This is a genomic window from Methylobacterium sp. 2A (genome assembly GCF_009806555.1).
Classification (GTDB): Bacteria; Pseudomonadota; Alphaproteobacteria; order Rhizobiales; family Beijerinckiaceae; genus Methylobacterium.
Genome location: NZ_VUOK01000060.1, coordinates 223,188 through 245,024, shown reverse-complemented (window position 1 = coordinate 245,024; position 21,837 = coordinate 223,188). Strand labels below are relative to the sequence as shown.

Here is a 21,837-nt window from a genome sequence, read left to right as displayed (position 1 = left end):
TCTGCGTTTCGCAACCACCGGCGAATTGCCGACTTTCCTCCCTGTGCACCGCGTTCTTGTCCGTCGCACGGGAAGACTTCGGGGGGAGTCCTTGAGCAAGCACCAGACGAGCGCACCCCTGCCGCTTACCGATACGCTGACGCCGGGCGTTCCGCTCGATCAGATCGGCCGGACATTGGCGTCGTTCTACGATGATTTGGTTTCCGAGGGCGTGCCGGAGCATCTCGCCGCCCTCGTGCGCCGCGTGCGTCAGGAGGCCGACCAGCCCGCCCGACAGGAGGCCGGCGTCGCCGCATCGGCTACCGCGCATCCGCGGCTAGCACTCGTGGTTGAAGACGATCCCGAAATCCGCGCCCTCGCCGAGACGCTGCTCGAAGAGACCGAGCTCGACGTCATCGGGTGCAACAGCGCCGAAGCGGCCCTGTCGGTCCTGCAGGCGCGGGGTGGCGAGGTCGCGCTGGTCTTCGCCGATGTCCGGCTCGCCGGCCAGATGGACGGGCTGCAGCTCGCCCGGGCGGTGGCGACCCTCTGGCCCCGGGCGCGACTGGTCGTGACCTCAGGCCACGATCTGCCCCGCCCCGAACTGCCGCAAGAGGCCGTGTTCATCGCCAAGCCCTGGCGCCCGCTCGACGTCCTGGTCGAGGCGGAACGCGCAGCCGCCGAGCCGCCACCGCCGGTCCTCTGAGGGGCCATCGTCCGGTTGCGCTGCCAATCGCCCCTTCGCGCACCGGCCTTCGACCGGCGGGGCCCGGCCCTTGCATCGTGCCGTCGCGCGTTGATGAAGCCACGGCGGCATGCGCCGGGAGAGCCGATTTGCCGATCCTGTCCGTCCGCCACCAAACGGTCTACCAGTACCGGCGCCCGGTCTCGTTCGGCGAGCACCGGATCATGTTCCGGCCGCGCGACAGCTACGACCAGCGGCTGATCGAGGCGACCCTCGACATCACGCCGGAGCCGGCCACCTTGCGCTGGCTCTTCGACGTGTTCGGCAATTGCGTGGCAGTGGCGACCTTCGACACACGGGCGGAAAGACTCACCTTCGCCTGCGGCATCACCCTCGAGCACACGCCGGAGCACGCCCCGGTTTTCCCCCTCGCCCCGCACGCGACCCATTACCCGTTCGGCTACGGCGCGGAGGACATGCCGGATCTCGCCCGCTCGATCGAGCGGCAATGGCCGGACCCGCGCCACGAGGTCGATGCCTGGGCGCGCAGCTTCCTGCCGGCGGACGGGCGCATCCCCACGCAGGAACTGCTGGCCGCCATGACCCGCAGCGTGCGCGCCAACTTCACCTACCTCGCGCGCTCCGAGAAGGGCGTGCAGGACCCGCTCACCACCCTGCGCGGCAAGCGCGGCTCGTGCCGCGATTTCGCGGTGCTGATGATGGAGGCGGTGCGGGCGCTCGGCATGGCGGCCCGCTTCGTGTCCGGATATCTCTACAATCCCCGCAACGACCGGGCGCGCCATGTCGGCGGCGGCTCAACCCATGCGTGGCTGCAGGTCTACCTGCCCGGCGCCGGCTGGGTCGAGTTCGACCCCACCAACGGGATTGTCGGGAACCGCGACCTGATCCGCGTGGCGGTGACGCGTGATCCGGCACAGGCCGTGCCGCTGCACGGATCCTTCTTCGGTCTGGCCAGCGACGATCTCGGCATGCGCGTCGAAGTCGACGTCGTCGAGTTGCCCATGGCCACGATGAATCCGGCCCCGGCAGCGCCGATCCAGAGCCAGGATTCCACCCCAGTCCCGGCGCGTTGATTCCGGACCCGGAACGAGCGTGCGTGGCGACCCCGCGCGAATGGCACCACAGCGAGATGGCCGCGATGAAGATCAAGACGGGTTTCGATATCGCCTTCACGATGACCCAGCCGACCCCGATGATCCTGATGCTGAGCGTCCACCCGTCGCGGATGCCCGACGTGCTGACGCCGCACGTCATCACCTTCGATCCGCCGATCCCGGCCCACGAGTATCGGGACACCTTCGACAACATCTGCCACCGCATCGTTGCGCCGCCGGGCCAACTGACGGTTTCGGCCGATTTCACGGTCGCCGACAGCGGCGAGCCGGACGTGGTCGAGCCCGGAGCGCGCCAGATCCCGGTGCAGGACCTGCCGGATGCCGTGCTGATGTTCCTGCTCGGCTCGCGCTACTGCGACACCGACAAGCTGTCCCAGACCGCATGGTCGCTGTTCGGCAGCACGCCGGAGGGCTGGGCTCGCGTCCAGGCGATCGTCGACTACACCCACGAGCGCCTGCGCTTCGACTACCAGCGTGCCGACGCCACCCGCACCGCCCATGACGGCTTCATGCAGCGCGAGGGCGTCTGCCGCGACTTCGCGCATCTGGCCATCGCGTTCTGCCGCTGCATGAACATCCCGGCCCGCTACGCCACCGGCTATCTCGGCGACATCGGCGTGCCCAAGGACCCGGCGCCGATGGATTTCTCCGCCTGGTTCGAGGTCTATCTCGACGGGCCGTCCGGGCCGCGCTGGTACACCTTCGACGCCCGGCACAACCGCCCGCGCATCGGCCGCATCGTCATGGCGCGCGGGCGCGATGCCACCGACTGCGCGATCTCCACCAACTTCGGCTACGCCCATCTCGCCCGGTTCGATGTGCATACCGACGAGGGGGTCTGATTAACCAGCACGGGTGAAAGGGCCTGCGTATTTCACCGCCAACCAAAATCGTGGCGGTTGTGTGGAACTGGTTGCCTATGCTCACGCTTGTAATGGCAAAGGTTATTGCACAGGCAGGCCACCCATGAAGACCTCGGTCACCGCACTCGCCGCGCTGCTGGGCGCGACTGTTCTTGCCGCGACACCCGCCCTCGCCGCTTCGTCCTACGATCCCTTCGGGAGCGACGAGGCCGACACGTATTACCAGGATCAGGGTCCGTACGGTTACCAGGGCACCTACGTCCCGGGCTACGGCCAGGGCGTGCAGGCCGCACCGCAGGCGCAGGTCCAGCCGATCCCCCGTGAGGTCGTGGCCTTCGACGCGCCCTACGCCCCGGGCACCATCGTGGTCTCCACCGCCGAGCGCCGGCTCTACTACGTGCTCGGCCACGGTCAGGCGATCCGCTACGGCGTCGGCGTCGGACGCCCGGGCTTCAGCTGGAGCGGCACCAACACGATCACGGCGAAGCGCGAGTGGCCGTCGTGGACGCCGCCCAAGGCGATGATCGCCCGCCGCCCCGATCTGCCGCGCTACATGGCCGGCGGCATCGAGAACCCGCTCGGCGCCCGCGCCATGTATATCGGCCACACCGAGTACCGTATTCACGGCTCCAACGAGCCGGATACGATCGGCCAGGCCGTGTCGTCGGGCTGCATCCGGATGACCAACGAGGATGTGACCGACCTGTACGAGCGGGTCAAAGTCGGCGCCAAGGTCGTTGTGCTGAACTGAGCGGTCCGGCGACTCACCGGACCACCGGCCGCGTCGCCCATACCGGGCGCCGCGGCCGCTCTCGTCACTTACGGCACGACCCGGCCGACGGCGGTCTGCGCCGGGCTGAACGAGGCGATCGGCAGATCGCAGAAACACCGCACGCCGAGCGGCCGCGGACCCGGAAGCGGGCAGGAGAAGGGCTTGGGCCCGGTGATGCCCTGCTGCACGGCATCGCAATTGAAGCCGACGGGCTCACGCTCGACCCGACGCGGCGCCCGGCGGTAGCCGCGCTCATAGCCCGGATCATCGTAGCTCGGGCCGTCGACGTACTGCGCCCGGGCCGCCGTCCCGGGCAGCGCGGTAGCGAGCGCCAGGGCGGCGATCGTCAAGCGGAGAGCATGACGCTGGCGCGTCGGGCCGAAGACAGCGAGGCGCATCCCAATATCCTTCGCTCGATGCGGACCCGTTCCGTCCGCCGGGCGGCTCTCGGCGGCAATACAGGCGAAAACGAGACGGCCCGCCACCGGATGCCGGCAGCGGGCCGTGACCCAGTCCGGGAGGGCGACGTCAGTGCGTGGCGCGCTCGGCGGCGTCCTGCGCGTTCTGAGCAGTCTGCTTGGCGGCATCCTGACCCTGCTCCATGGCCTTGCGGGCCTCGTCGGCGCTCTGTTGCATCGCCGACTTGGCGCGCTCGGCGCCCTGCTGCATCGCGCTCTGGGCGAGGCCGCTGAACTCCTTGGCCTGCGCCTGGATGGCGGCGAACTGGCTGCGCACGAATTCGGCCTGATGCTGCATGGCCTCCTGCATGTCGCGGGAACGGACCAGCTTCTGAGCGAGATCAAAGGCCGCGTTGACGTTCTGCTCGGCGTATTCGAAGCCGCGGGTCGAGACGTCACGGGCGTTGGTCCGCGCCAGCTCCGCGGAGCCCTGCACCGTGTCGGCCGTGCGACGGGCGGCGCCGATGAAGCTGTCGAACGCCTTGCGGGCCTGCTCGACGCTCTTCTCGGCCATCTCGCGCATCTCGGCGGGGACTTCGTAGTTCGGGGGATTGGCCATGTGTCGTCTCCTCTCGTATCAGCCTGTGGATGGCTTGTTGTGCGCTGCACAATAACCGATTCGCCGTCATATGCCAGCCACGCCATCGGCATTAAGGTTGACATAACGTAAACATGTGACGGTCGTTGCGAAGTTTTAGCGCCTGCCCGAGAGAGCGTTTACAAAAGGGCGTTGGTCGTCGTCGTTTCTCCCGGGAGGAACGTGGAATTGCGTTTGGGTTCGAGGTCGCGGGCTTTGGAGACGACACTGACACCGGCCGATCTGGAGCGTGAGCACGGCCTCGCCGCGGCGTTCGCGAGCTGGCGGCGGCTGCCGAGCCTGTCGGCGGCGCTGACGCGGTCGGACGCGATCTATCTGGTGATCGATGCGGACGAGCGCCGGATCCTGCACGCTCCCCCGGCGGCGCGCGCCCTGGCCGAGTCGCTCTCCGGACCCGGCCTTGCGGAGCTGTCCCGCCAGATCGTCGCGGCGGCTCCGACCGAAGCTCCCCCCCGGCTCGCGCGGCTGCGCCTCGATCCACGCCGCATCGCACCGCCCATGCTCTGCTGGCTGGCCGGCGGGAAACGCGATGATGGGAGGAGCGCGATCCTGCTGATTCCCACGGCTCCGGTGGTGTCGCGGACGCGCCCGATGGCGGCAGCAGCGGTGCCGGCAGCGCGTTCCGACGGCGCGGATACCGGTTCGGCGCACGCGTATGCGTCGCAGGGCCGGTATGGAGCCGGACCCGAGGGCAACGCGATCGGGCCCGGTGCAGAGCCCACGCCCGCCTCGGTTCGGGACGACCGGTTCCTGTGGCGGCTCGATGCCTCGGGCGTGGTCGTTCAATTCACCGGTCCGGACCTGCTGGCGGGCCTCGTCGGCCAGCGATGGCAGGATCTCGCCGCGGCCGGCCGCGTGTCGGGCGCCGATGGGGTTCTGGCGGCCCTGCGGGAGCGGCGGACCTTTCGTGGCGAGCCGGCAGTGCTGGATGCCGGCGCCGGTCCGTGCCGGATCGAACTGTCGGGCGCGCCGCTCGGACGGGGTGAAGCCAGCTTCTCGGGCTTTGCCGGCTTCGGCCTGATCCGCTCCCTGCCGACGGTCACGCCGACAGCCCCGCCGGAAACGCAAGTTGCGCACAGCGCGGCGCCCGCCCTCACCGAGGCGCCCTCCGAAGCCGAAGCCGAAGCGATCGCGGACGAACCTGTGCCCGCGCGTGCTGGCGAGGCCGAGCGCGCGTCGGTCGCTCTGTCGAAGGACGAGCATGCCGCATTCCGGGAGATCGCCCGGGCACTCGGGGCACGCTATGCCGGCGACGAGGCGGCCCCCGAAAGCGCGGCATCGCGACCGGAAGGCGGGGCGATCATGCCGTTTCCCGGGCCACAGGCGGGGATCCCGGATCTGCGCGACGGTCAGCGCAGCGCAGCTCCGTTCGCCGAGATTCTGGACGGGCTTCCGGTTCCGGCTCTGGTGCATCGGAATGGCGTGGTCCTCGCGGCAAACCGCAGGCTACTGGAGCTGACCGGCGACGCCGATAGCGCGGCCATGTCGCAGCGCGGGCTCAACACGCTGCTTCCGGGCCTGTCCCGGACGGGGGACGCGGATCCGGCCCCGCGCCTGACCGCGATTTCAGGCGCGGCTGGGCATACGCAGCCGGTCGAAGTCCTGAGCGGAGCCTGCATCTGGGCGGGCGAGGCCGCGACCTGCCTGATCCTCCGCCCGGTCGAGGAGGCCGATGCGGCGACCGCCCTGGCGGCGGAACGCCTTGCCCGGGCCGCGCAGGCCGAGCGGGCCGTCGGCGCCGAAGCCGCTCTGGACGCTCTCGATACCGGCATCGTCACCCTGGATCAGGCGGGACGGATCGTGGCCGTGAACCGCGCCGCCGCCACCCTGTTCGGCTGCGAGCCCCGGGAGATCGTCGGCGGGAGCTTCGTCGCCCAGTTCGACCGAGATTGCGTGCTGACCGTCGCCGACATCCTGCGCGGCGTGGTGGGGGGACCGCGCCGTGTGACCCTCGCGGGAACGCCGGTGACGCTCGAGGTCAAGGCCGCCGCGGGGGATGACCGTCTCATCGGCCTCCTCGAGCGGACGAGCCGCCTCCGCGGGCATCCGCCACTGGAGACATCTGACCGCGACTCCTCGAACGAGACAGCCCTGGCGCGTTTGGACCGCGCCGTCCGCGACCCCCTCACCGGGATGATCGACTTGGCCGATGCGATGCTGAAGGAGCCCTTCGGCGCCCTCGGCGATGCGCGCTATCGCGCCTGTCTCGCCGAGATCAAGGCCTCGGGCCACGGGATGCTCGAACGCGTCGGCAAACTCCTCGACCTCGCGGCCGTGGAGGCCGGCGCCCTGCACCTTGAACCGCGCGCCCTCGATCTCAACGACGTCGCGGCCGGATGCGTGGCGCGGCTCCAGGCGGAGGCGGCCCGCGGCCGCATCCTCGTGCGCACGAGCTTCTCCTCCGATCTGGCGGAACTGGAGGCCGACGAGCGCTCCGTGAGTCGGGCCGCAGCCCTGATCATCGAGAACGCGCTTCGGCGTTCGGCGGCCGGCGGCCAGATCATCGTGTCGACAGGGGCGGTCGAGCGGGCGGCGGTCGCCCTGCGGGTTCGGGATACGGGGGCCACAGACGGTCGCGGCACGGATGTGGAGGAGGGCCTCGCCCTGCCCCGCGCCCTGGTGGAGGCCAATGGCGGTCGCCTTCGGCTCTCCACGCCGGCCGACGACGGCACGCTGGTGGAGATCATCATGCCGGCGCGGCGGGCGGCAGGCGGCTGAATCCGCCCCATACTCGGACAAAGAACACTGTCTTGTCGGAACTCTTCAGGAGCTCGTCTTGACAGCTCCAAGCCGACGCTTCACTCACGGCGTTGCATTGCGCCCAATTCATTCAGCAAAATCAGGGGACTGACGGGCGGAACGACGAGGATATCGCCGGCTTCAAGTGTAGGCTACGTGACTTTGGAAGTCCTGGCTGCGCGGCACAGACCGCGATACGATCGGGCGCCAAGCAGGGATGGAAAGCCATGGAAGGCAAGGTCATTGAGGTGCAGTCGGCCTGGCGTGAGGGTGCTCACGTCGACGATGCCAAGTATCATGACATGTACAAGGCGTCGATTTCCGATCCGGACGCCTTCTGGGGCGAGCACGGCAAGCGCATCGACTGGATGACGCCGTTCTCGAAGGTCAAGAACACCAGCTTCGAGCCGGGCAAGATCTCGATCAAGTGGTTCGAGGACGGCACCACCAACGTCGCCTACAATTGCATCGACCGGCACCTGGAGACTCGCGGCGACCAGACCGCGATCATCTGGGAGGGCGACAACCCCGACGAATCCAAGCACATCACCTACCGCGAGTTGCACGCGCAGGTTTGCCGGATGGCCAATGTCCTGCGCAACCGCGGCGTCGGCAAGGGCGACCGGGTCACGCTCTACCTGCCGATGATCCCGGAAGCCGCCTACGCGATGCTCGCCTGCGCGCGACTCGGGGCGATCCACGCCATCGTGTTCGGCGGCTTCTCGCCGGATTCCCTCGCCTCGCGCATCCAGGGCTGCGGCTCCAAGCTGGTGATCACCGCCGACGAGGGCCTGCGCGGCGGCCGCAAGGTGCCGCTCAAGGCCAATGTCGACGAAGCGATCAAGCGCATCGGCAGCGATCTGGTCGACCACGTCATCGTGGTGCGCCGGACGGGCGGCAGCGTCGCCATGGAGGCGGGCCGGGACGTCTATTACGACGAAGCGGCCGAGCAGGTGACCGACGAGTGCCCGGCCACGGCGGTCGAGGCCGAGCACCCGCTGTTCATCCTCTACACCTCGGGCTCGACCGGTCAGCCGAAGGGCGTGGTGCACACGACCGGCGGCTACCTCGTCTACGCGTCGATGACGCACGAATACGTCTTCGATTACCACCAGGGCGACGTTTACTGGTGCACCGCCGATGTCGGCTGGGTCACGGGCCACAGCTACATCGTGTACGGGCCGCTGGCGAACGGCGCGACGACACTGATGTTCGAGGGCATCCCGACCTACCCGTCGAATTCCCGCTTCTGGGAGGTGATCGACAAGCACAAGGTCAACATCTTCTACACCGCGCCGACCGCCATCCGCTCGCTGATGGGCGGCGGCGAGGGCCCGGTGAAGAAGACCTCGCGGGCCTCGCTGCGGGTGCTGGGCTCAGTCGGCGAGCCGATCAACCCGGAGGCCTGGGACTGGTACTACAACGTGGTCGGCGACAGGCGCTGCCCGATCGTGGACACGTGGTGGCAGACCGAGACCGGCGGCATCCTGATCACGCCGCTGCCCGGCGCCACCGCCCTCAAGCCCGGCTCGGCGACGCGGCCGTTCTTCGGGGTGAAGCCGGAGATGGTCGATGCCGAGGGCAAGGTCCTGGACGGGCCCTGCGAGGGCAATCTGTGCATCGCCGATTCCTGGCCGGGCCAGATGCGCACGGTCTACGGCGATCACGAGCGGTTCGAGCAGACCTACTTCTCGACCTATCCCGGTAAATACTTCACCGGCGACGGTGCGCGGCGCGACGCCGACGGCTATTACTGGATCACCGGCCGAGTCGATGACGTGATCAACGTCTCGGGCCACCGGATGGGTACGGCGGAGGTGGAATCGTCCTTGGTTGCGCACCCGAAGGTCGCTGAAGCTGCCGTCGTCGGCTACCCGCACAACGTCAAGGGCCAGGGCATCTACGCCTACGTGACCCTCAATGACGGCGAGGAGGGCGACGATGCGCTGCGCAAGGAGCTCGTGACCTGGGTCCGCAAGGATATCGGTCCGATCGCCTCGCCCGACCTGATCCAGTTCGCACCGGGCCTGCCCAAGACTCGCTCGGGCAAGATCATGCGCCGGATCCTGCGCAAGATCGCGGAGGATGATTTCGGCTCGCTCGGCGACACCTCGACGCTGGCGGAGCCCGCCGTCGTCGACGACCTGATCGAGAACCGGCAGAACCGGGCCTGATCGTGCCCGCGCCTTCGAGACGGCGGCGCGGGACTTGATCGAGGCGGATGCCGGTGCGGCGCCCGCCTCCAAAAAGAACCATGCAAATCCAAGGCGATGAGCCCGGGGGCCGCGGAGCCCTCGCGGGAGGAACAGCGATGAGCAGCGGTACGACACTCGGCGCGCGGGGACGCCCGGCGCCCCCGGGGACAGCGACCCTCGGGGCAGATCAGGATCCGCAGGTTGCGCGGATCGCGCGGGCACCGGAATTCCAGCAGCTGGTCAGCGAGCGCACGCGCTTCGCCTGGACGCTGACGATCCTGATGCTGGTGGTCTATTTCGGCTTCATCGGCCTGATCGCCTTCGACAAATCGCTGCTCGCCGTGAAGGTCGGCGGCACCGCCTCGCTCGGGCTGTTCGTGGGCGTGTTCGTGATCCTGTTCGCCTTCGCGCTCACCGGCATCTACGTGGCCCGGGCCAACACGCGCTTCGACGCGCTGAGCGCCGCCCTGAAGCGGAGCGTCGCCCGATGAACCGCCTCCTCCCCGGATTGACCCTCGCCACGATCGCGGCGAGCACCGCCTACGCCGCCGGCCCGGATCTCGGCGCCGTGCAGCAATCGGCCACGAACTGGCCGGCCATCCTGATGTTCCTGTTCTTCGTCCTGCTGACGCTCGGCATCACCTACAAGGCGGCCAAGGGCACGAAGTCCGCCGCCGACTTCTACGCGGCGGGCGGCGGGATCTCGGCCGGGACGAACGCGCTGGCGATCGCCGGCGACTACATGTCGGCGGCCTCGTTCCTCGGGATCTCGGGCCTCGTCTACACCTCGGGCTTCGACGGGCTGATCTACTCGACGGGCTTCCTGGTCGGCTGGCCGATCGTGCTGTTCCTGATCGCGGAGCGGCTGCGCAACCTCGGCAAGTTCACCTTCGCGGACGTGGCGAGCTTCCGCCTCGACCAGACGGCGATCCGCATCATCTCGGCGGTGGGCACCCTGGTGGTGGTGGCCTTCTACCTGATCGCCCAGATGGTCGGCGCGGGGAAGCTGATCCAGCTCCTGTTCGGCCTGCCCTACCTCTACGCGGTCGTCATCGTCGGCGTGCTGATGATCGTCTACGTGGCCTTCGGCGGCATGAAGGCGACCACCTGGGTACAGGTGATCAAGGCCTGCCTGCTGCTCGGCGGGGCGACCTTCATGGCCGGCGCGGTGCTGTTCAGATACGGCTTCAATCCGGAGACGCTGTTTGCGGATTCGGTGCGGGTCCATCCGAAGGGCGACGCCATCATGGCGCCGGGCGGCCTCGTGTCGAACCCGGTCGAGGCGCTCTCCCTCGGCGTCGGCCTGATGTTCGGCACCGCCGGCCTGCCGCACATCCTGATGCGGTTCTTCACGGTGTCGGACGCCCAGGCCGCCCGCAAGTCGGTGTTCTACGCCACCGGCCTGATCGGCTACTTCTACATCCTCACCTTCATCATCGGCTTCGGCGGCATCGCTCTGCTGATGTCGGATCCGAGCTACTTCAAGCTCGGCCCGGCCGGCGCCTTCGACAAGCTGAAGGACATGATCGGCGGCACCAACATGGTGGCGGTGAACCTCGCCAATGCGGTGGGCGGCCCGTATTTCTTAGGGTTCATCTCGGCGGTGGCCTTCGCGACGATCCTCGCGGTCGTCGCCGGCCTGACGCTCGCCGGCGCCTCGGCGATCAGCCACGACCTCTACGCCCAGGTGATCGCCCGCGGGCGCACCACCGAGAAGCACGAGGTCAACCTCTCGAAGATCGCGGCGGTGGTGATCGGCATCGTGGCGATCTATCTCGGCTACGTGTTCGAGAACCAGAACGTCGCCTTCATGGTCGGGCTGGCCTTCGCGGTGGCGGCGAGCTGCAACTTCCCGGTTCTCGCCATGTCGATCCTCTGGCGGGGCACCACGACCTGGGGGGCGCTGGCCGGCGGTCTCGTCGGCCTGATCGCGGCGTTCATCATGGTGATCCTGTCGAAGGCCGTCTGGGTGACGACGTTCGGCCATCCCGCGCCGCTCTTCCCCTACGACAACCCGGCCTTGTTCTCGATGCCGCTGGCCTTCGCGACGATCTGGGTGGTGTCGCTGATGGACAGGTCCCGGCGCGCGCAGCGCGAGCGGGCGGCCTTCGAGGCGCAGTACGTGCGCTCCGAGACCGGCATCGGGGCGGCCGGCGCGCACGCGCACTGACCCTCGCACGCGACGAAACTTGGAGGGCGTGGCGAAAGCCGCGCCCTTCCTCGTTCTGGAGCCCTGCGTCATGATCCGGAGGCGGCAGCGTTGATGGGTTCGTTCACAATCAGTTTACCAATTGATTCCCGCGCCAATTCCTATAACGCATAGGTGATCAGCAGCTGGCGCAAGGCTGGGACGCGCCGCGCCTCCGGTCGAACGCCGGCAGGCCGATGGTGTCGGAGAGGGTTGGTCATGGCTGTGGGAACCGTGATTCCGCGGGCGGGTGAGAAAGCGCGGCCCATGAATTCGGCCGAGAAGCGCGTGATCTTCGCGTCGTCGCTCGGCACCGTGTTCGAGTGGTACGATTTCTATCTCTACGGCTCGCTTGCGGCGATCATCGGCGCCCAGTTCTTCTCGGCCTATCCGCCGGCCACGCGCGATATCTTCGCCCTGCTGGCCTTCGCGGCGGGGTTCATCGTCCGGCCATTCGGCGCCCTGGTGTTCGGACGCATCGGCGACCTCGTCGGGCGCAAATACACCTTCCTGGTCACGATCCTCATCATGGGTCTGTCGACCTTCATCGTCGGCATCCTGCCCAACGCGGCCGCGATCGGCATCGCGGCGCCGATCATCCTGATCGTGCTGCGGCTCGCACAGGGTCTGGCGCTCGGCGGCGAATATGGCGGTGCTGCGACCTACGTGGCCGAACATGCTCCGAACGGACGGCGCGGCTTCTACACGAGCTGGATCCAGACCACCGCGACGCTCGGCCTGTTCCTGTCACTGCTGGTGATCCTGGCGACGCGCAGCGTCACGGGCGAGGCCGCCTTCGCCGAGTGGGGCTGGCGCATCCCGTTCCTGGTCTCGGTGCTGCTGCTCGGGGTCTCGGTGTGGATCCGCCTCCAGCTCTCGGAATCCCCGGCCTTCAAGAAGATGAAAGAGGAGGGCAAGACTTCGAAGGCGCCGCTGACCGAGGCCTTCGGCCAATGGCGGAACGCCAAGTTCGCGCTCATCGCCCTGTTCGGGCTCGTCGCCGGCCAGGGTGTGGTCTGGTACACGGGCCAGTTCTACGCGCTGTTCTTCCTGCAATCGATCCTGAAGGTCGACGGCTACACGGCGAATCTCCTGATCGCGTGGTCGCTGCTCCTCGGCACCGGCTTCTTCGTGGTCTTCGGCTGGCTGTCCGACAAGATCGGCCGCAAGGTCATCATCCTGGCGGGCTGCGCCATCGCGGCGGCGACGTTCTTCCCGATCTTCAAGGGCATCACCGCCACGGCCAACCCGAAGCTGGAGGCGGCGATCGAGACCGTGACGGTGACGGTGACGGCCGATCCGGCCGCCTGCGGGACGCTGTTCAATCCGGTCGGAACCCGCGTCTTCTCGGCGCCCTGCGACCTCGCCCGCGACTTCCTGTCGAAATCCTCGGTGCGCTACACCACCGCCGCGGGCGCGGCCGGCCAGCCCACCACGATCCGGGTCAACGACACCGAAATCCCGTACCCGCCGGGCGGCAACGCCGAGGCCAACAAGGCCACCACCGCCGCGCTCCTGGCCGCGGGCTACCCGAAGGCCGGCGATCCGGAGATCGTGAAGATGGCGAACCCGTTCGACATCTTCCGGCCGCAGGTCGCCCAGGTGATCGGCCTGCTGTTCATCCTCGTGCTGTTCGTCACGATGGTCTACGGCCCGATCGCCGCCATGCTGGTGGAGCTGTTCCCGACACGGATCCGCTACACCTCGATGTCGCTGCCCTACCATATCGGCAACGGCTGGTTCGGGGGCCTGCTGCCGGCCACCGCCTTCGCCATGGTGGCGCAGACCGGCGACATCTACTTCGGCCTCTGGTACCCGATCGTCATCGCGGTCGCGACGGTGATCATCGGCATCCTCTTCGTGCCGGAAACCAAGGATCGCGACATCTTCGCGGACGGCTGATCGCGACGCCCCGGCCTCACCGGTCGATGAAGCCCGGGCGGCATGTGCAACCCGGGTGCTCCCGGCCGAGGGGCCGTGCAGCCCGGTCGACAGGGCTGCATCGGCTCCTCAAGTGCCAAAGCAAACGTACGGCATTCCACCGCGCTGTCAGGCTATCCTTCCGCGCAGGATAGGAGGTTGGCAAAACCGGTATGGATCGCAATTCCAAGACGAAAACAAGACAAACTATGAGAATACTATCGATTTGCAGCTCGAATTGACGTTCCGGCCGGAAAATTTTTCAGGGTTTACGATACTTAGTATCCGTCTCAGTCTTTGTCCGCGTTGACTAATTCTCGCTTTTCTGCCCAGAAATCGCTGGGAACCAAGTACGGTATCAGGCCGTTAAAGGCGCTCCCAATGAACAGAGTATCGGGACTCAGAACGTGCACCTTGGCCTGACTCACCTGCGGCGCAAAACCGGTACGCAACCGCCGCTTCTATTTGTAGTATCTTGGCCTCTGGCGACAATAGTCTTGTGGTTGATTATCAATAAGATCGCGGGCCATCCCGTCTGGTGGTGGTCATGACTGCCCACGGTCAATTGTCCTGCTGGTATCCGCTCATGTAGGCCCCCAGCAGGTACCCGGATTGATGCGCACCGAGGTAACCCAGCGTGATCAACATATGAAAGATGTCGAGCCCGTAGGTCGTGACGAAAACGGCCACGGACGTGCACATGATGACCGACGACGTCATGGCCAGAACGACGACCGTATAGGTTCGGCCGACAAGCCATCCGACCACAAACAACATCACAGCGACCAGCATCTCGCCACCCAGATCGAATCCGTTTGAGGAGATGCTTCGCGCAATCATCCTGCTTCAATCCGATCGATGATGACGTGCTGGCGTTCTCACATCAACCCCGGGTATGTTCGATCGGAATTATCTACGATCGGTTGCACTACGGCAGGACAATGTGCTTTGATACTTTGCAGCACTGCCGATTATTATCGATGATAGTCAATCGACACGGCTGCGACCACTGAATTGCGGCCGCAAGCGTTGGGCATATCTGGTCCATAAAGCGTCGGTCGCCGGTCAAACAGCCGGGATCGTTAACACTCGGGCGCCGCCAGGGTCAGCCTTGATCGACCGGACGGACAACCTGTCGTCGCCCGCTTGCGGCTCTCAATGGCGGAAGTGGCGATGGCCCGTGAACACCATGGCGAGGCCGGCGGCGTCGGCCGCGGCGATCACGTCGGAATCGCGCATGGAGCCACCGGGCTGGATCACCGCCGTCGCCCCCGCTTCCGCCGCCGCCATCAGGCCGTCCGCGAACGGGAAGAAGGCGTCGGACGCCACGACGGAACCGACGGCCAAGCTCTCGGACAGGCCGAGCCGCTTGGCGCCCTCCGCGGCCTTCCAGGCGGCGATCCGCGAGGAATCGACCCGCGACATCTGCCCGGCACCGATCCCGACCGTCGCACCGCCCTTGGCATACACGATGGCGTTGGACTTCACGTGCTTGGCGACCCGGTAGGCGAAGCGGAGATCGGCGAGTTCCGTCTCGCTCGGGGCGCGCTTGGTCACGACCTGGAGCGGCATCTCGTCGACCACCACCGCGTCGCGACCCTGGACCAGCAGCCCTCCGGCCAGCGACCGCACCACCTCGCCGGGTGCCCGCGGGTCGGGCAGCCCGCCGGCCAGCAGCAGCCGCAGGTTCTTCTTGCCCGCCACGATCGCGGCGGCCTCGGGCGTGGCGTCCGGCGCGATGATCACCTCGGTGAAGATCTCGACGATCTTCTCCGCCGCCTCGGCATCGAGCACCCGGTTGAGCGCCACGATACCGCCGAAGGCCGAGGTCGGGTCGCAGCTCAGCGCCCGCTCATAGGCCTCGATCAGGCTCGCCCCCTCGGCGACGCCGCAGGGATTGGCGTGCTTGATGATCGCCACCGCGGCCGTGCGGGCCGGGTCGAACTCGGCGACGCATTCGTAGGCGGCGTCCGTGTCGTTGAAGTTGTTGTAGGACAGCTCCTTGCCCTGGAGCTGGCGGGCGGTCGCCACGCCCGCGCGGGGCTTGCCCGGGGCGCGGTAGAAGGCCGCGCTCTGGTGCGGGTTCTCGCCGTAGCGCAGGCCCTGCGCCAGGGAGCCCCCGAAGGCGCGGAACGGGGCCGGCGCGTCGGCGCCGAAGCGGGCCGCCATCCAGTTGGCGATGGCCGCGTCATAGGCCGCCGTGCGGGCGAAGGCCTTCTGCGCGAGCCGCCGGCGCATGTCGGCCCCGAGGGCGCCGTCGCCGGCCTCCAGCGCGGCGAGCACGGCGGCATAGTCGGACACGTCGGTCACGACCGCCACGTCGGCGTGGTTCTTGGCCGCCGCGCGGATCATCGCCGGGCCGCCGACATCGATATTCTCGATGCAGTCGGCATCGGGCCGGTCGGCCGCGATCGTCGCCTCGAACGGGTAGAGGTTCACCACCAGCAGGTCGATCGCCCCGATGCCGTGGGCGGCGAGCGCCGCCTGATGCTCCGGGTTGTCGCGAATCGCCAGCAGGCCGCCATGCACGGCCGGATGCAGGGTCTTGACCCGCCCGTCCATCATCTCGGGAAAACCCGTCAGGTCGGCGACTTCCGTCACCGCCAGGCCCGCTTCCTGGAGCGCCCGATGGGTGCCCCCGGTGGAGACCAGGGTGATCCCGCGGGATTGCAGCGCCCGGGCGAAGTCGACGAGACCGGTCTTGTCGGAGACCGAGAGGAGCGCGCGGGAGACCCGCACCTGATCGTGCGCCATGGTTTCGTGCCGAGGTTCGAGATTTTTTCGCGCGGTAGCACGGAAACGGGAAGCCGGGCCAGCCGCCCGTCAGCCGGGCGCCACGCCGCGCAGCGGGGCCGAGGCGAGCCGCGTGAAGCTCCAGCGCACCTCGACATCCTCGGAGACGGTGAGGTGGAGCACGATCTGGTCGGTGCGCCGGGGTCCGGTCAGGCCGGAGAAGTACACGCTCTCCTCCAGGGCGATCTCGGCATTCTCCGCCTGGAATTGCCAGATCTCGCCGAGCGCCGAGGCGAGTTCGAGCCCCTCCGGCACGCCGCGCACGGCGATGCCGGGATGCAGGTGGAAGCGGATCGCCACGTCGTGGGCGCGGCGGCGGCCGCGATTGCCCGCCTTGCCCTGGCGCAGGAAGGCGTCGCGGCCCTCCACGCGCGCCGCCGTGGCGAAGAGCTCCCAGCGCCGCTCGTGGACGATCCCGAAATCCGGGCCGAATCCATCGTGGCGGCCGGCCAGCAGAACGCGGTCGGACTCCTCGGCCCGCTCGGCCGCGACCGTGGAGGGGCCACTCAGAACCACGGGGCCGCGCCGCCGGATCAGCCAGTCGGCGAGCTGGCGCTCGCCCCACCAGCCGCTGCGCGTCAGGAACCGGCACGAGGAGGCATGGGCCACGGAGGCGGTGGAATGCGCGGGCGTCGATCGGGCGAGCAGGCGCAGGTCCGGCCCGCTCGCCGGCAGGCCGCAATTGACCACGATGCGCTGCGGCCCGCTCGACATCTCGAAGGCGAGGCAGCCCGCGCCGGCATTGACCGAGTAGGGCAGCGGCGGGCTCGCACCGACATCGGCCACGATCACGATCCGGCCGCCCTCCAGGCGCTCGTAGCCGGAATTCGGCGCGTGCATCAGCGGCTGGGCGAGCGCGCCGTCATAGACCAGCAGGGTCGCGAGGTGGTCCGCATCGGTGGCGCCCATGCCGTTGAAATGGCTGAGCGAGGCATCCGGATGGCGCAGGAGCCGCAGCAGCGGCAGCATCCGGTCGATGGCGCGGAGCAGCGCCGCCGGCGGCTCGACGCTGCGGCTGAGATAGCTCTGGCGGAGCGGCAGCAGGTCGAGAAGCAGCTCCATGGCGAAGCGCGGATCGCGCGAGCGGTGGCCGCCATCGGTCAGGATCTGGCGGTCCAGTTCCCGCGACAGGACCCGGGTCGCCCGCCGCAGGATCGGCTGGATGCCGTCGCAGCACAGGCCGGCATAGCAGAGCGCCACGGCGGCATTCAGGCGCCATTGCGGCGGCACGCCCCGGCGCAGGTCGCGCTCCAGCTGCTGCGCGTTGCGGGCGATCGCCTTGAGGAAGCTCTGGTAGAAGGCGTGGTCGGCGCCCTCCAGCACGAGGGGCGACTGGCACAGGAACGAGATCAGCCGCCGCGCCGCCACCGGGGTCTGGCGGGCGAGCGCCGGGTCACCGCGTCCGGCGATGAAATCGGCCACGAAGGCGCGGGCATTGGCCCGGGCAAGCGCCGTGTCGGCGGCGCGCAGGTGGCGCAGCCAGCCGAAGCCGTAGAGCTCGTCGGCCCATTCCGGCGAGGGCGCGGCGTAGTCGAACGGCGAGCCGCCGCTCGCCGCGAGCGAGCGCCCGGCGAAGACGAACAGCCCGGCATAGATGTCGTCCGCGAACGTCGCGTCGGAGGTGCGCAGGTCCTGCGGGGCGATGACCAGCCCGGTCACCCGCATCCGGGCGAGGATGTCGGGGGGCGCCGTCAAGCCGGCGCCGGCCGCGCGGATCGTGCGCGCGGCCTCGCGCGCGACGAGCCGATAGAAGCGCCAGCGGTCAGGCCCCCAAGCCACGCGATCTCCGAGCTGCGCGTTCCGACAAGGCCCCAAGGCCCTGAGCCCTCGCGGACGAGGATCGGGTGGCACCCGTTACGTAAGGCTAGAGGGGGCCTCTTAACCGGCGGTTTACGCTATGTCATGCCCGTCGCTCCGCGGGCGACAGCTCAGCCGGGACCGAGGGCCGCCGCGAAGGCCCGCAGGTTCGCGTGCATCATGGCGAGGTAGGTCGAGGCCGGGCCGTCCGGGCCGGAGAGCGCGTCGGAATAAACCTTCCCGCCGATCCGGGCGCCACTCTCCCGGGCGATCTGCTCCATCTGGCGCGGGTCGCTGATGTTCTCCAGGAACACGGCCGGGATGCGGTCCCGGCGGATCTGGCGGATGATCGCCGCCACGTCGCGGGGGCTCGCCTCGCTGTCCGTCGAGACGCCCTGGGGCGCCACGAAATGCAGGCCGTAGGCCGCCGCGAAGTACTTGAAGGCGTCGTGGGTCGTGATGATGCGGCGACGCTCCGGCGGGATGCCGTCGATCGTGGCGCGCACCGCCCGCTCCAGGGCATCGAGTTCGGCGAGGTAGGCGGCGGCCGCGTCCCGATAGGCGTCGGCGTGGCCCGGATCGACTTTGGCGAGGCCGTCCCGGATGTTGGCGACGTAGATCCGCACGTTGGCGACGTTCTGCCAGGCGTGCGGATCGACGGCGCGGTCGCCGTGCGGGTGTTCGTCCTGTTCGGGCTCGCCGTGTGCGTGCTCATCCTCAGCGGGAATCGGCGTCACCCCGGCGGAGGCGACCACCACCGGCGCGCGCGTGCCCGAGGCCCGGATCAACCGGTCGAGCCAGCCCTCCAATCCGAGACCATTGACGAACACGATGTCGGCCTCGGCCAGCTTGCGCGCATCGGCCGGGGTCGGGCTGAAACCGTGGGCATCGGAATCCGGCCCGACCAGCGTCGACACGACCACGCGCACGCCGCCGACCGCCCGGACCAGATCGCCCAGGATCGAAAAGCTCGCGACCGCCCGCACCGGGCGTCCGTCCGGAGCCGCACCGGCCGGCCGCGCGAGGCCGATCGCCACGGCCAGGACCGCGAGGCCGACCATCGCGCGGCTCACCGTCTGCATCTTTTCCGCCATTCCAGGCACGGCCCCGACTCCCCGCTCACGTCCGCCGCAGGCCAGTAGTGTAACACTATTACATACACAAGCGGGATACACGTTCGGCGTTCGATGGGGCCTCGGGCGCCATCGCGGCCGGTCCGCCGGCGTCCCGAGCGTGAGACGGAGGTTTCCATGTCCCGACGTTTGAGAGCAGTCCTCCTCGTCACCGGTGCCCTCGGCCTGGGGCTCGCGGGAGCGGCGGCGGCACACGATCATGGGCGCGACGGGTTCCGGGGCCAGGGCCGGTGGAGCGCGCTGAGCCCCGAGGACCGGGCGGCCTTCACGGATGCCCGGATCGCCGCCCTCCATGCCGGCCTGAAGCTCAACGCCGATCAGGAGAAGCTGTGGCCGCCGGTGGAATCCGCCATCCGCGACATGGCCAAGCTGCACCAGCAGCGCCGCGAGGCGATGCGCGACCGGCCCCGGTTCGCCGACGACGCCCCCGCCGCCCTGCGGGCCATGGCGGACGCCGCGACGGCCCGCGGCGAGGCCCTGCGCAAGCTCGCCGACGCGTCGCAGCCACTCTACGCCAGCCTGGATCAGGACCAGAAGCGGCGCGCCATGATCCTCGCCCGGCCGATGGGCGGCCACGGCATGCGGGGCGGCTGGCATCACGGCCACGACGACGATCACGGGCCGCGCGGCGACGACCACTGACCCAAAAACCTTGATCCGCGGCGGCGGCGGCGGCAAACCCGCTGCCGCCGTGCCTTTTGTACGAGGGCGGCGCTGGTCCGACCCGGTAGGTTTCATGGCGCGCCTTCCCGGCGACACGGCTCCCCTCCTCGCCCGGCTCTGGCGCACCTGGCTCTATCCGCACCGGGCCACCCTCGCGGTGGTGCTGGTGCTGATCGCGCTGGTCGGCGCCTCGACCGGGCTCTACCCGGCGCTGATCAAGGCGGCCTTCGACGCCTTCGACCGCAAGGATGCGGCGGCGATCGCCTACGGGCCGCTGGTGGTGATCGTGGTCACGGCCATGCGGGGCTTCGCGCTCTACGGCCAGACGGTCTTGACCAACCGGGTCGTCACCCGGGTCGAGGCCGACATGCAGGCGGCGCTCTACGGCCACCTGATCGAGTCCGACCTTGCCCAGCTCGGTCGCGAGAGCCCGGCGGCGCTGACCCAGCGCTTCACCACCGACTTCGCCTTCATCAAGGAAGCGCTGACCCGCATCTCGACGGTGCTCTTGCGCGACATCGCCATGCTGATCGGCCTCGTGGCGGCGCTGCTCTGGATGGATCCGGTGCTGACGCTCGTGGCCGGCCTCACGGTGCCGTTCGTGGCCGGCCCGATCGGGCGGATCGGCAAGAAGCTGCGGCGGGTCTCGACCTCGACCCAGGAGCAGATGGGCGCCACCGCCAGCCTGATCTCCGAGAGCCTGCAGGGCGCGCGGGTCGCCAAGACCTACGCGATGGAGACCTACCTGAAGGGCCGCGCCGCCCAGGCCCTCGACGAGGTACGCCGCCTCAAGATGAAGGCCGCCAATGCCCGCGGGCGACTCGATCCCTTGCTGGAGATCGGCGGCGGCATCGCGGTGGCGGGCGTGCTGGTGCTGGTCGGGCAGCGGGTGCTGGCGGGGGAGAAGACGGTCGGCGACTTCACCGGCTACGTGGCGGCCCTGCTGCTCGCGGCCCAGCCGGCGCGGGCGCTCGGCAATCTCAACGCCATCCTGCAGGAGGCGGCGGCGGCCCTGCGCCGCTATTTCGACGTGATGGACGAGGCCCCCGCCATCCGCGAGGCGCCCGACGCCCGGCCGCTGACCGTGACCGAAGGGGCGATCCGCTTCGAAGGTGTCCAGTTCCGCTACCGGCCGGATGCGCCGGCGCTGGAAGGCATCGATCTTCACGTCGGCGCCGGCGCGGTCACGGCCCTGGTCGGGCGCTCCGGCTCCGGGAAATCCTCCCTGCTCAACCTCGTGCCCCGGCTCTACGACGTGACTGCGGGCCGGGTGACCATCGACGGTCAGGACGTCCGCGCCGTGACCCTGGCGTCGCTGCGTGCCGCGGTGGCGGTGGTCTCGCAGGAGGTGGTGCTGTTCGACGACACGATCGCCGCCAATATCGGCTTCGGCCGCCCCGGTGCCTCCCGCGCGGCAATCGAGGCGGCGGCCCAAGCCGCCGCGGCGCACGGGTTCATCTCGGCCCTGGCCGAAGGCTACGACTTCCGGGTCGGCCCCGGCGGCGGGCGGCTCTCGGGGGGCGAGCGGCAACGGGTGGCTTTGGCCCGCGCCTTCCTCAAGGACGCGCCGATCCTGCTCCTCGACGAGGCGACCTCGGCCCTCGATTCCGAATCGGAGCGGCTGGTCCAGGAGGCGCTGACCCGGCTGATGCGCGGCCGGACCACCCTGGTGATCGCCCACCGCCTCTCGACCGTGCGGGAGGCCGATCAGATCGCCGTGATGGAAGCCGGTCGCGTGATCGAGACCGGCCGGCACGACGACCTGCTCGCGGCCGGCGGCGTCTACGCGCGCCTGCATCGCCTGCAGCTCTCGGAGCCTGCGGCGGCGGAATAATGCGCATGTGCGGCGGTGCCGTCATGCGCCGGCTCCGTAGATTCGCGCGCCGGAGCGCGCCATAAGAGCCGCAGTCGATGAGGA

17 protein-coding genes are annotated in these 21,837 nt (G+C 68.9%); 11 read left to right on the top strand and 6 right to left on the bottom strand.

What is annotated here, in order from left to right; genetic code table 11:
* Positions 1 to 91: 91 nt before the first annotated feature.
* The 4 genes from FVE89_RS27585 to FVE89_RS27570 all read left to right on the top strand — a co-directional run bounded on the left by FVE89_RS27585 (position 92) and on the right by FVE89_RS27570 (position 3,414).
* Positions 92 to 685 (top strand): response regulator, encoded by a 594-nt coding sequence (locus FVE89_RS27585; protein ID WP_161393334.1) that lies wholly within the window; start codon positions 92 to 94, stop codon positions 683 to 685.
* A gap of 128 nt (positions 686 to 813) precedes the next feature.
* A complete protein-coding gene (locus tag FVE89_RS27580; RefSeq protein ID WP_161393333.1) occupies positions 814 to 1,758 on the top strand; it encodes a transglutaminase family protein in 945 nt (314 codons plus the stop codon).
* 65 nt (positions 1,759 to 1,823) lie between these two features.
* Positions 1,824 to 2,642 (top strand): transglutaminase family protein, encoded by an 819-nt coding sequence (locus tag FVE89_RS27575; protein WP_161393392.1) that lies wholly within the window; start codon positions 1,824 to 1,826, stop codon positions 2,640 to 2,642.
* A 124-nt stretch (positions 2,643 to 2,766) separates the two neighbouring features.
* Positions 2,767 to 3,414 (top strand): L,D-transpeptidase, encoded by a 648-nt coding sequence (locus tag FVE89_RS27570; protein ID WP_161393332.1) that lies wholly within the window; start codon positions 2,767 to 2,769, stop codon positions 3,412 to 3,414.
* A gap of 68 nt (positions 3,415 to 3,482) precedes the next feature.
* Here FVE89_RS27570 and FVE89_RS27565 read toward each other — a convergent pair whose 3' ends face one another.
* Both FVE89_RS27565 and FVE89_RS27560 read right to left on the bottom strand, forming a co-directional pair.
* Positions 3,483 to 3,833 (bottom strand): hypothetical protein, encoded by a 351-nt coding sequence (locus tag FVE89_RS27565; RefSeq protein WP_161393331.1) that lies wholly within the window; start codon positions 3,831 to 3,833, stop codon positions 3,483 to 3,485.
* A 130-nt stretch (positions 3,834 to 3,963) separates the two neighbouring features.
* Positions 3,964 to 4,452, bottom strand: coding sequence for a phasin (locus tag FVE89_RS27560; RefSeq protein ID WP_161393330.1), 489 nt, complete (start codon positions 4,450 to 4,452; stop codon positions 3,964 to 3,966).
* 234 nt (positions 4,453 to 4,686) lie between these two features.
* Here FVE89_RS27560 and FVE89_RS27555 point away from each other — a divergent pair, with 234 nt between their 5' ends.
* The 5 genes from FVE89_RS27555 (at position 4,687) to FVE89_RS27535 (ending at position 13,515) form a co-directional block, all read left to right on the top strand.
* Positions 4,687 to 7,209 carry a PAS domain-containing protein gene (locus FVE89_RS27555; RefSeq protein ID WP_161393329.1) on the top strand — a complete coding sequence of 841 codons (2,523 nt, stop codon included), beginning with the start codon at positions 4,687 to 4,689 and terminating at the stop codon, positions 7,207 to 7,209.
* A gap of 248 nt (positions 7,210 to 7,457) precedes the next feature.
* Positions 7,458 to 9,404, top strand: coding sequence for an acetate--CoA ligase (gene acs, locus FVE89_RS27550; RefSeq protein ID WP_161393328.1), 1,947 nt, complete (start codon positions 7,458 to 7,460; stop codon positions 9,402 to 9,404).
* A gap of 137 nt (positions 9,405 to 9,541) precedes the next feature.
* Positions 9,542 to 9,916 (top strand): DUF485 domain-containing protein, encoded by a 375-nt coding sequence (locus FVE89_RS27545; protein ID WP_161393327.1) that lies wholly within the window; start codon positions 9,542 to 9,544, stop codon positions 9,914 to 9,916.
* Entirely contained in the window at positions 9,913 to 11,595 is a 1,683-nt protein-coding gene (locus tag FVE89_RS27540; RefSeq protein ID WP_161393326.1) for a cation acetate symporter, read from the top strand. Before FVE89_RS27545 ends, FVE89_RS27540 begins: the two co-directional genes overlap by 4 nt.
* A gap of 285 nt (positions 11,596 to 11,880) precedes the next feature.
* A complete protein-coding gene (locus FVE89_RS27535) occupies positions 11,881 to 13,515 on the top strand; it encodes an MFS transporter (protein WP_161393325.1) in 1,635 nt (544 codons plus the stop codon).
* Between the two features lie 579 nt (positions 13,516 to 14,094).
* On the opposite strand, the gene FVE89_RS27530 is transcribed toward FVE89_RS27535, so the two are convergent.
* The 4 genes from FVE89_RS27530 to FVE89_RS27515 all read right to left on the bottom strand — a co-directional run bounded on the left by FVE89_RS27530 (position 14,095) and on the right by FVE89_RS27515 (position 19,184).
* On the bottom strand, positions 14,095 to 14,373 hold the full coding sequence (locus tag FVE89_RS27530) for a hypothetical protein (RefSeq protein ID WP_246731199.1): 279 nt from the start codon (positions 14,371 to 14,373) through the stop codon (positions 14,095 to 14,097).
* 315 nt (positions 14,374 to 14,688) lie between these two features.
* Positions 14,689 to 16,287, bottom strand: coding sequence for a bifunctional phosphoribosylaminoimidazolecarboxamide formyltransferase/IMP cyclohydrolase (purH, locus tag FVE89_RS27525; RefSeq protein WP_161393324.1), 1,599 nt, complete (start codon positions 16,285 to 16,287; stop codon positions 14,689 to 14,691).
* A 69-nt stretch (positions 16,288 to 16,356) separates the two neighbouring features.
* On the bottom strand, positions 16,357 to 18,105 hold the full coding sequence (locus FVE89_RS27520) for a heparinase II/III family protein (RefSeq protein ID WP_161393323.1): 1,749 nt from the start codon (positions 18,103 to 18,105) through the stop codon (positions 16,357 to 16,359).
* Between the two features lie 149 nt (positions 18,106 to 18,254).
* Positions 18,255 to 19,184: a zinc ABC transporter substrate-binding protein gene (locus FVE89_RS27515; RefSeq protein WP_161393390.1), complete on the bottom strand. Its 930-nt coding sequence runs from the start codon at positions 19,182 to 19,184 to the stop codon at positions 18,255 to 18,257.
* 189 nt (positions 19,185 to 19,373) lie between these two features.
* On the opposite strand from FVE89_RS27515, the gene FVE89_RS27510 reads away from it, so the two are divergent.
* Complete coding sequence (locus FVE89_RS27510) at positions 19,374 to 19,898, top strand: Spy/CpxP family protein refolding chaperone (protein ID WP_161393322.1); 525 nt, start codon at positions 19,374 to 19,376, stop codon at positions 19,896 to 19,898.
* Positions 19,899 to 19,992: 94 nt separating this feature from the next.
* Complete coding sequence (locus tag FVE89_RS27505) at positions 19,993 to 21,753, top strand: ABC transporter transmembrane domain-containing protein (protein ID WP_161393321.1); 1,761 nt, start codon at positions 19,993 to 19,995, stop codon at positions 21,751 to 21,753.
* Positions 21,754 to 21,837 lie beyond the last annotated feature (84 nt).

What these genes read in the sequence shown, in the direction of transcription:
- FVE89_RS27575 (WP_161393392.1), top strand. Translation starts at nt 1,824, where the DNA reads ATGAAGATCAAGACGGGTTTCGATATCGCCTTCACGATGACCCAGCCG.
- FVE89_RS27570 (WP_161393332.1), top strand. Translation starts at nt 2,767, where the DNA reads ATGAAGACCTCGGTCACCGCACTCGCCGCGCTGCTGGGCGCGACTGTT.
- FVE89_RS27565 (WP_161393331.1), bottom strand. Translation starts at nt 3,833, where the DNA reads ATGCGCCTCGCTGTCTTCGGCCCGACGCGCCAGCGTCATGCTCTCCGC.
- FVE89_RS27560 (WP_161393330.1), bottom strand. Translation starts at nt 4,452, where the DNA reads ATGGCCAATCCCCCGAACTACGAAGTCCCCGCCGAGATGCGCGAGATG.
- acs (WP_161393328.1), top strand. Translation starts at nt 7,458, where the DNA reads ATGGAAGGCAAGGTCATTGAGGTGCAGTCGGCCTGGCGTGAGGGTGCT.
- FVE89_RS27545 (WP_161393327.1), top strand. Translation starts at nt 9,542, where the DNA reads ATGAGCAGCGGTACGACACTCGGCGCGCGGGGACGCCCGGCGCCCCCG.
- FVE89_RS27540 (WP_161393326.1), top strand. Translation starts at nt 9,913, where the DNA reads ATGAACCGCCTCCTCCCCGGATTGACCCTCGCCACGATCGCGGCGAGC.
- FVE89_RS27535 (WP_161393325.1), top strand. Translation starts at nt 11,881, where the DNA reads ATGAATTCGGCCGAGAAGCGCGTGATCTTCGCGTCGTCGCTCGGCACC.
- FVE89_RS27530 (WP_246731199.1), bottom strand. Translation starts at nt 14,373, where the DNA reads ATGATTGCGCGAAGCATCTCCTCAAACGGATTCGATCTGGGTGGCGAG.
- purH (WP_161393324.1), bottom strand. Translation starts at nt 16,287, where the DNA reads ATGGCGCACGATCAGGTGCGGGTCTCCCGCGCGCTCCTCTCGGTCTCC.
- FVE89_RS27515 (WP_161393390.1), bottom strand. Translation starts at nt 19,184, where the DNA reads ATGGTCGGCCTCGCGGTCCTGGCCGTGGCGATCGGCCTCGCGCGGCCG.
- FVE89_RS27510 (WP_161393322.1), top strand. Translation starts at nt 19,374, where the DNA reads ATGTCCCGACGTTTGAGAGCAGTCCTCCTCGTCACCGGTGCCCTCGGC.
- FVE89_RS27505 (WP_161393321.1), top strand. Translation starts at nt 19,993, where the DNA reads ATGGCGCGCCTTCCCGGCGACACGGCTCCCCTCCTCGCCCGGCTCTGG.